This is a genomic window from Caballeronia arationis (assembly GCF_001544975.2).
Lineage (GTDB): Bacteria > Pseudomonadota > Gammaproteobacteria > Burkholderiales > Burkholderiaceae > Caballeronia > Caballeronia arationis.
The window spans coordinates 53,538-63,006 of record NZ_FCOG02000038.1 but is presented as its reverse complement, the minus strand read 5'-3'; the positions used below and the strand labels follow the sequence as shown (position 1 = coordinate 63,006).

The 9,469-nt window shown below is 67.1% G+C and carries 7 protein-coding genes; all 7 read left to right on the top strand.

All coding sequences use genetic code 11. The annotated features are described in order from the left end of the window. Positions 1-209 precede the first annotated feature (209 nt). The 7 genes from AWB81_RS22255 (at position 210) to AWB81_RS22225 (ending at position 9,452) form a co-directional block, all read left to right on the top strand. Positions 210-809 (top strand): type VI secretion system tube protein Hcp, encoded by a 600-nt coding sequence (locus AWB81_RS22255; RefSeq protein ID WP_062638716.1) that lies wholly within the window; start codon positions 210-212, stop codon positions 807-809. Positions 810-850: 41 nt separating this feature from the next. After that, the gene (gene tssE / locus AWB81_RS22250; RefSeq protein ID WP_062638715.1) at positions 851-1,357 is read left to right on the top strand and encodes a type VI secretion system baseplate subunit TssE; all 507 of its coding nucleotides are present in this window, start codon (positions 851-853) and stop codon (positions 1,355-1,357) included. A 15-nt stretch (positions 1,358-1,372) separates the two neighbouring features. Next, positions 1,373-3,292 (top strand): type VI secretion system baseplate subunit TssF, encoded by a 1,920-nt coding sequence (tssF, locus tag AWB81_RS22245; RefSeq protein WP_062638714.1) that lies wholly within the window; start codon positions 1,373-1,375, stop codon positions 3,290-3,292. Between the two features lie 50 nt (positions 3,293-3,342). Beyond that, positions 3,343-4,377, top strand: coding sequence for a type VI secretion system baseplate subunit TssG (tssG, locus tag AWB81_RS22240; protein ID WP_062638721.1), 1,035 nt, complete (start codon positions 3,343-3,345; stop codon positions 4,375-4,377). Positions 4,378-4,517: 140 nt separating this feature from the next. Beyond that, positions 4,518-7,205: a type VI secretion system ATPase TssH gene (tssH, locus tag AWB81_RS22235; protein WP_062638713.1), complete on the top strand. Its 2,688-nt coding sequence runs from the start codon at positions 4,518-4,520 to the stop codon at positions 7,203-7,205. Between the two features lie 28 nt (positions 7,206-7,233). After that, positions 7,234-8,643, top strand: coding sequence for a type VI secretion system-associated FHA domain protein TagH (gene tagH / locus AWB81_RS22230; protein WP_062638712.1), 1,410 nt, complete (start codon positions 7,234-7,236; stop codon positions 8,641-8,643). 23 nt (positions 8,644-8,666) lie between these two features. Continuing rightward, complete coding sequence (locus AWB81_RS22225; RefSeq protein ID WP_062638711.1) at positions 8,667-9,452, top strand: PP2C family protein-serine/threonine phosphatase; 786 nt, start codon at positions 8,667-8,669, stop codon at positions 9,450-9,452. Positions 9,453-9,469 lie beyond the last annotated feature (17 nt).

The following is a 9,469-nucleotide window of genomic DNA, read 5'->3' as shown; positions in this document are numbered from 1 at the left end:
CCATGGCCCGAATGCTCACGTCCTGCAGTCGTAGGCTTGCGATGGCGAGGCGTTCTTCAGGTTGAAGGTGCTGGTATGAAGTAGTTTTGTCGGGCATTGCAACACCTTATACGAAATAAGTGTTGCACCTCACTTTTGAGGCCGCCAACTTAAAAATCGCCCCACATGTGCCGTCTTCTCATCAGCACCCTGCTTACCGGATCAGAACGATGCCAGGCACCGATGTACGCGAGCAGCGCTTCGAAAGCATCCTCACGCTGGACAGCCTGCGCCAGTTCGATCAGCTTGCGCTCACGGAAGCGGACGACATGTTTCTGCAGGTCGTCCCTAAGCGCAGCAATACGCCGGTCAAGGGCGAAGCCAACAAGCGCGGCGACTGGGACACGCCCATGCAGATCCACGGCTGGCGCTGGGCGCAAGGCTACGATGCCGCGCCGCACGCCGCCGCGCTCAACGCGAGCGACATGCGCGTGACGGCTCTCGGCGTGATCAAGACGGTGGATTCGGCGTCGCCCGTCCTTGCGAAGCTCTGTGCGCAGGCCGAATTGCTCACGCTCGCGCAGATCAAGTGCTTCAAGTCGGCCGGCACCGCTCACGGCGTGCAGATCGAGTTCCTCTCGATGAAGCTCGAGCAGGTGTACATCCGCAATTACCAGATCTACACGAGCGCGCGGCTCGGCCGGCCGTGCGAGATCTTCGAGCTGTCCGCCCAGCAGCTCACGATGACGTGCGCCCCGCAAACCGCAACCGGCAGCCGCGGCGCGGAAGTGACCTTTGCGCTCGACGTGTCCGCGCGGCGCGTGAGCTGACGCGCGTCCAGCCGGACCGCCATGAACCGGAACCCGTGCCGATGAACGAGCCCAGAGCAGTAGAGCGCCTGCAGCCGTCGCTGCTCGACCGCCTGATCGATCACGATCCCGCGACCCGCGCCGATCCCCCCGGCGAGCGCTTCATGACGCATCGCGGCTTGCGCGCGGCCGTGCTGCGCGACCTGTCGTGGCTTTTCAACACGACCAACCTAGGCGACGCGATCGCCGAGGAGCGCTATCCACACGCGTTTGCGTCGGTGCTCAATTACGGCTTGCCGTGCCTGTCTGGGCGCTTCGCGTCGACGATCGACGCCGTGCTGCTCGAACAGGCGATCCGCCACGCGATCGAACGCTTCGAGCCGCGCATCGATCCGGCGACGCTCGAGATCGAGCCGGTGCTCGACCGCTCCGTGCTCGACATGCATAACCAGATCGCGCTCGTGATCCGTGGCATGCTGTGGGCGCAGCCGGTGCCGCTCGAATTTGCGCTGCGCACGCAGATCGACCTCGAGGAAGGCGGCATCACGGTCATGGAACTGGCGCGCTGACGCCCGGACACACTCATGGATCCGCGTCTCCTTCGCCACTACAACACCGAACTTGCGCATCTGCGCGAGATGGGCGCGGAGTTCGCGCAGCAGTTTCCGAAGATCGCCGCGCGCCTCGGGATGAGCGGCATCGACGTGGCCGATCCGTATGTCGAACGCTTGCTCGAAGGCACCGCGTTTCTTGCCGCGCGCGTGCAGTTGAAGCTCGAAGAAGAGTTTCCGCGCTTCACGCAGCAACTGACGCACGTCGTGCTGCCGCAGGCCGCCTGTCCCACGCCCGCGATGCTGATCGCGCGCCTCGCGCCCGATCTCACCAGTCCGAATCTCACCGAAGGCTTTACGGTCCCGCGCCATACCGCGCTTTTCGCGAGCCGCGCGCCGCCGCAAACGACGCCCTGCGAGTTCCGCACGAGCGCCGATCTCAGGCTCTGGCCGATCGAGCTGACCGAGGCCCGCTATCTGGCGCAAGTGCAGGATTTGCCGCTCGCCGCGATGCCCGCCACGCAGGCGCTCGCGCATCGCGTCAAAGGCGCGTTGCGCATCCGCCTCGCGACGCCGGAAGGCCTGTCGTTCGACGCGCTGCGTCTCGATGCGTTGAGTCTTTACTTCGCGGGCGGCGACGAAACGGCATACCGGCTCTTCGAACTCGTCCTGGGTGACACGCTTGCCATCGTCGTATCGACGCCCGAGCGCCCGAGCCGTGCCCTCGCGGCCCTGCCCGGCGATGCCGCGAGCCGTGCCCTCGCGGCCCTGCCCGGCGATGCCGTGACGCTGCCCGGGTTCACCGGTCAGGAAGCGCTCCTGCCCGTCACGCCGAATGCGTTTGAGGGCTATCGCGTGCTGCACGAATATTTCGCGCTGCCCGAACGCTTTCGCTTCGCGCGCATAGAGGGGCTCGAAAGCGTCCTGCCGTCGTTTCCGACGCGCGAAATTGAACTGACGCTTCTCTTTGCCACGGGCGTTGCATCGCTCGAACGAATCGTCGCGAAAGAGCACGTGCTGCTTGACTGCGTCCCTGCGATCAATCTCTTTCCGAAGCAGGCGGACCGCGCGCTCGTGACGGAAGCGAGTGCGCGCTTTCACGTGGTTCCCGACCGCACGCATCCGCTCGACTTCGAAGTGCACTCGGTCACCGCCGTATCAGGTTATGGTGCGCACGACGACTCCGAGCAAACCTTTTATCCGTTCTATGCAGATTTTCTCGCGGACCGCCCGGGCGACGCCGCCTACTTCACCATCGAGCGCGAACCGCGCATCGTGCCCGCCGGACGGCGCAAGAGCGGTGCGCGCACGGAATACATCGGCAGCGAGACGTACGTGTCGATTGTTGATCCGAACGCCGCGCCGTATCGCGGGACGCTGCGTCAACTCGCGTTCGCCACGCTATGCACCAATCGCGACCTGCCGCTCATGATGCAGCGAAGCGGTGCGGGAAGCGATTTCTCGCTCGACATCGCCGCGCCCGTGTGCACCGTGCAATGCGTGAGCGGCCCGTCGCGTCCAGCTCCGGTGAGCCTCGATGCAGGACAAGGCTGGCGGCTGATCGATCAGTTGTCGCTGCACTATCTGTCGCTCTGCAACGGCCCGCGCGAGGCAGCGGCGGCGTTGCGCGCGCTGCTGATGCTGCACGTTCCGCCCGCCGACCAGGCGGGCCGTAGCCAGGTCGCCGGCGTCGTGTCCGTCGAAGCGAAGCCAGTCGTGCGCCGCCTCCCGATGCCGGGACCGATCGCGTTCGGGCGCGGCCTGTCGATCCATATCGTCGTGGACGATCTCGCCTTTCAGGGCGCGAGCGCGTGGCTCTTCGGCTGCGTGCTCGACCGCTTCTTCTCGCGTTACGTGTCGATCAATTCGTTCGTGCAAACGGTCCTCGCGACGAGCGCACGCGGCGAAATCCTGCGCCTGCCTCCACGATGCGGCACGAGAGCCATCTTCTGAGCGCGGCAACGGCCGACGACGCGCACGAAGCCCCGTTGCGGGAGGAGTCCATGCGCGCGCTGCTCGACCTGTTCGACGCCGTCGCCGCCGCGCCGCACCGTCACGATTTCTATCGGCTGATGCGGCACATCGAGGCACTCACGCCGCAGCTACCGCGCCTTGGCTGCGGCGCGCGTCCGGCCGACGAACCCTTGCGTCTCGCGCAGGACGTGTCGCTTGCCTTCGCGCCCGCGCCGCTCGCGGCGCTCACCCGCAAGGACGTCGACCCGGCGCCGCGGCTCGAGCAGCGCTTTTTCGGCTACCTCGGCCCGAACGGGCCGTTGCCATTGCATCTGACCGACTTCGCCCGCGAACGCGCGCTGCATCATGGCGACCTGACGTTCGCGCGTCTGCTCGACATGTTGCTGCATCGCTTCCTGCTGCTGTTCTACCGCGCGTGGGCGCAGGGGCGGCCGGTCAACGGCCTGGATCGTCCCGAGCACGACCGGTTCGCGTTCTATGCCGGCGCGCTGATCGGGCTCGCCGATGAAACCACCCGCAATCGCGATGCCGTTTCGAGTCACGCGAAGCTGCATTTCGCGGGCCTCATTAACATGCAGACGCGCCCCGCCGACGTGCTCGAAGCGATCGCGTCCGCGATGCTGCGCGTGCCCGTGCGCGTCGAGCCGTATCAGGGTCACTGGATGACCCTGCAGCGCGAGGAACGAACCGCGTTGCGCTGGCGCACGGCGCGCTGGTCGCCGGACACCACGGGCCTCGCGCAACTCGGGCAGGGTGCCGTGCTGGGCGCCTCCGTGTGGGACCGCCAGCATGCGTTTCGCCTGGTGATCGGGCCGTTGTCCCTTGCGCAGTACGAGTCGCTGCTGCCGGGCGGCGCGGCACTGCCGACGCTCGTAGCGCTGGTTCGCCAGCATCTCAACGGCGAACTGACATGGGACGCGCAACTCGTGCTCGTGGCGGCCGAGGTGCCCACCGCGCAACCGGGCCGCTATGGGCGTCTGGGCTATTCGGCGTGGCTGGGTCTCGCGGACCGTCACGCCGATTGCACCGACCTCGCCCTCGACGCCGATGCGCATCTCGCCTGAAACGCCTTGAAGCGGCACGCAGAGCTACGGCGATTGCGCATCGAAGCAAACGCGTTGAAAAATAGGCGCCGCAGCGCCGTCTTATCGGATGAGGACGCGCCTTCGGTCGGCACGCGCCCATGGAAGAAGGGAGTCGGACGATGGCGGAAATCAGTCGCGTGGCGCTGTTCGGCAAGCTCAACAGGCTCGGCTACAAGACCGTCGAAAGCGCGGCGGTCTATTGCAAGATGCGGGGCAATCCTTATGTCGAGCTCGCACACTGGCTCATGCAGATTGTCGAAACGCCGCGCTCCGACTTGCAGCGGATCATCGCCCATTACGGCGTGGACGCCGCCACGCTCGCTCGCGAGATGACTGCGGCGCTCGATCGCCTGCCGCGCGGCGCGACGTCGATATCCGATATCTCCGAGCACATCACCGATGCGATCGAACGCGGCTGGGTCTATGGCACGCTGATGTTCGGCGCAACGAAGGTGCGTACCGGCCACCTGCTGGTCGGCATCCTCAAGACGCAGCGCCTGCGCAGCGTGCTCTTCGGCATCTCGCGGCAGTTCGAGCGAATCAAGCCGGAAGACCTCTCGGACAATTTCGCGCGCATCGTCGCGGATTCCGTCGAGGAAGATGAAGCCGAACCGCAGACGACCGCGAGCGACGAGCAACCTGCCCCGGCCAGCATGGGCAAGCAGGAAGCGCTGCGCAAGTACGCAACCGACCTCACCGAAAAAGCGCGCAACGGCAAGCTCGACCCCGTTACCGGCCGCGACGAGGAGATTCGTCAGCTCGTCGACATTTTGATGCGCAGGCGGCAGAACAATCCGCTGCTCACCGGCGAGGCGGGCGTAGGAAAGACGGCGGTGGTCGAAGGGTTCGCGCAACGGCTCGTGCGCGGCGACGTGCCGCCGCCCTTGCGCGAAGTCGCGCTGCTTTCGCTCGATCTCGGTCTCTTGCAGGCGGGCGCGAGCATGAAAGGCGAATTCGAGCAGCGCCTGCGTCAGGTCGTCGAGGAAGTGCAGGCGAGTCCTAAGCCCGTGATCCTCTTCATCGACGAGGTCCATACGCTCGTCGGCGCGGGTGGCGCAGCGGGCACCGGCGACGCGGCCAATCTGCTCAAGCCGGCGCTTGCGCGGGGCGATCTGCGCACCATCGGCGCAACGACCTGGGCCGAGTACAAGAAGCACATCGAGAAGGACCCCGCGCTCACGCGACGCTTTCAGGTCGTGCAGGTCCACGAGCCGGACGAGGCAAAAGCGGTCCGCATGCTGCGCGGGGTAGCGGCCGTGCTCGAAGGACATCATCGCGTGCAACTGCTCGACGAGGCGATCGAGGCGGCCGTGCGGCTGTCGCATCGCTACATTCCCGCGCGGCAGTTGCCCGACAAGGCGGTGTCCTTGCTCGATACCGCGTGCGCGCGCGTGGCGGTCAGCCAGCACGCGACGCCGCCGCAGGTCGACGATTGCCGCCGCCGCATCGAGGCGCTCGAAGTCGAAGCGCAGATCGTCGCGCGGGAGGCGAATGTCGGCGTCAATGTGGGCACGCGCACGGCGGACGTCGACGCATCGCTCGCGCGGGAACGCGACACGCTCGGCGGACTCGAAGCGCGCTGGAACGAAGAGAAAGGCGTCGTCGACGAACTGCTTTCGCTGCGCGCGTCGTTGCGCGAACAGGGCGAAGCAGTGGATGCGCCGCCAACCGATGACTCGTCCTCGATCCCGTCTTCGCCGCCGCCTCCCGAAACGTCGCGCGGCGCCCTGCTCGCCCGGCTCGCCGAACTGAAAGCGCGCCTCGCAGAACTTCAGGGCGATGCCCCGCTCATCCTGCCGAGCGTTGACGCAGGCGTGGTTGCCGGCGTGGTCGCGGACTGGACCGGCATTCCCGTCGGACGCATGCTGAAAAACGAACTCGCGGCCGTGCTGAATCTCGCCGATGCGCTCGACAAGCGCGTGATCGGGCAGCGCCATGCGCTCGAGATGATCGCGAAGCGCATTCAGACATCGCGCGCGCGGCTCGACAATCCCGACAAACCGATCGGCGTGTTCCTGCTCGCCGGCACGTCCGGCGTCGGCAAGACCGAAACCGCGCTCGCGCTCGCCGAAACGCTCTACGGCGGCGAGCAGAACGTCATCACGATCAACATGAGCGAGTTCCAGGAAGCGCACACTGTCTCCACGCTAAAGGGCGCGCCTCCCGGTTACGTGGGCTACGGCGAAGGCGGCATCCTCACCGAGGCCGTGCGCCGCCGCCCTTATAGCGTCGTGCTGCTCGACGAGGTGGAGAAAGCGCATCCGGACGTGCACGAGATCTTCTTCCAGGTCTTCGACAAGGGCTGGATGGAAGACGGCGAAGGCCGCTATATCGACTTCAAGAACACGATCATCCTGCTCACCTCGAATGTCGGCTCGGACCTCATCATGTCGATGTGCCGCAATCCCGCCAGCGCGCCCGCGCCGGAGGACCTCGCGCGCGCGTTGCGCAAGCCCCTGCTCGACGTGTTTCCAGCCGCCCTGCTCGGGCGGCTCGTCACGGTGCCCTACTACCCGCTCTCCGACGCGATGATGGCCGACATCGTGCGGCTTCAGCTCGAGCGCATCCGGCGTCGGGTCGCGGACAATCATGGCATCCCGTTCGACTATGACGATGACGCCGTGCGGCTCATCGTTTCGCGCTGCACGGAGGCCGAATCGGGCGGGCGCGTGATCGACGCGTTGCTCACCAATACCGTGCTGCCGCGCATTTCCACGGAGTATCTGACGCGGCTCACCGAAGGCGGCGCGCTCGCGCGCATTCGTCTGTCGGCGAGCGCAGACGACTTCGTGTATTCGTTCGACTGAGCCGGACGCCACAGCGGAGCCGACGGCGATGCTCACACTCACGGTGACACGTCACAATGGAGAGCCGCAGCGTCAGCCGCTGTCGGCGAGATTCGACGCCGAAGGCGGCACCATCGGGCGCGCGGTCACGAACCGGCTCGTGCTCGACGATGCCGAGCGCACCGTCTCGCGCCTGCATGTACAGATCGTGTGGCGCGACGGACGTTACCGGCTGATCGACCGCGGCAGCAATCCGGCGCTCGTGAACGGCGCGCCGCTCGGCCCCGGCCAGGAAGTGCCGCTTGCACATGGCGATGAGGTGCAGATCGGCGGCTATCAGCTACGCGCGGAACTTTCCGGCGAGGACGACACCGTCTCGGAGATCCCGCCGTCGAATGACTCGCTGGACGATCCCTTCGCGGGCCTGTTCGACGCCGCGCCGAATGCACCCAATGCGCCCAATGCGCCGCGCGCATCGGGTTCGCCCGATGCCGCAGGAGACTTCGACGATATCCTGGCCCCGCCGTCCGCCCGCGTGCCGCCGAACCCGATGGCGCCCGCCGAGGACTTCGACTTCGGCCTCGACGATCCGGCATCGAAACGCTCGATCGACGAACTGTTCGACCTGACGCCAGGCGCCTCGCCGCTCGCGGGCCCGCTCATCGAGCCGGTCACCCAGCCCAACACCGCGCACGACGCCGACCCGTTCGCGAGCCTGACCGGTGGCGGGCGTCCCGTCGAGCCGCCCGCCACGCGATCCGATGCGGGTTCTGAACTGCACAGCGCGTTCACGCCGCCGAAGCCGCGCGCGGTGCCACCGCCCGTCGCGCCGGCCGCGCCGGCCGCGTTGCCCGCGAGCGAGCGCGCGCTCATCGACGCTTTCCTGCGCGGCCTGTCCGCTCCCGGCGTGCGAATCGACGCGCTGACGCCCGAGCTGATGCAGCTCGTCGCCGAACTTCTGCGCGAAGCGATGCGCGGCACGCTCGAACTGCTCACCGCCCGCGCCGCGCTCAAGCGCGAGATGCGCACGGACGCGACGATGATCGCGGTATCCGACAACAATCCGCTCAAGTTTTCTCCGAATGTCGAGGCCGCGCTCGCGCATCTGCTCAATCCGCCGATGCGCGGCTTCATGCCGCCCGCCGCCGCGCTCGACGACGCCTACGCCGATCTGCGCGCGCATCAGGTGGGCGTCGTCGCGGGCATGCGCGCCGCGCTCGACGGCGTTTTCGAGCGCTTCGAGCCGGAGCGCATCGAGGCGCGTCTGTCCGGGCGCTCGATGCTCGACGGCCTCCTGCCCGGACTGAACCGGCGCGCCCGCTGCTGGGATCTCTTCATGGAGATGTACGGCCAGCTTTCGCGCGAGGCCGCCGAGGACTTTGACACGCTGTTCGGCAGGGCTTTCGTCGCCGCCTACGAGGCGCAGATCGTGGAACTTAAACGCAGCGGCCGCCAGTGACGAGCGGGTTCGAGAGAGACGACATGCAACTGCAAACCGCAAACGTGAGTGACCGGGGCGGCCGGTCGCGCAACGAGGACGCCTACGGGCAATGGCGGCACGCGGCGCTGTTCGCGAGCGTGGTCGCGGACGGCGCGGGCGGGCATGGCGGCGGCGATGTGGCGTCGCGCATCGCCGTCGACGCCGTGCTGGAGGAATTGACGCGCGTGGCAACGGCCGGCGTCGCGCTCACCGGGCCGGCACTGCTGCGCGTGCTTTTGCGCGCGAACGACGCCATCGTCGACGCTCAGGAACACGACCGCGACCTCGCGCAGATGCGTTCGACGGCCGCGGTGCTCGGCATCGACGAGGCGGCCGGCCTTGCGGCTTGGGCGCATTGTGGCGACACGCGCCTCTATTGCTTCCGGCGCGGCGCGACGGTCGTGCAGACGCAGGATCACAGCCTCGTGCAGAGCATGATCGACGCGAACCTGCTCGACACGCGCGACGCGCGCAGCCATCCCCGACGCAACGTGCTGTTCTCGGCGCTCGGCACCGCGGACGACCTGTCGATTGCGGCGTCGGAAGAGCCGTTCCCGATCGCCGACGGCGACGCCTTCCTGCTCTGCACCGATGGCTTCTGGGAGTATCTCGACGAATCCGTGATGATCGACGCAATTGGCCGGGCGGAAACGCCCGTGGCGTGGCTCGATCTGATGGTGGCGCATCTGCGCGAGGCCGCGCGGCCCAATCACGACAACTTCACGGCGAGCGCCGTGTGGGTCGGCGATGCGTCACAGACGACGGTACTGAGGATGCCCGCGCCCTGAGCCGGGCGCGGGCTTGA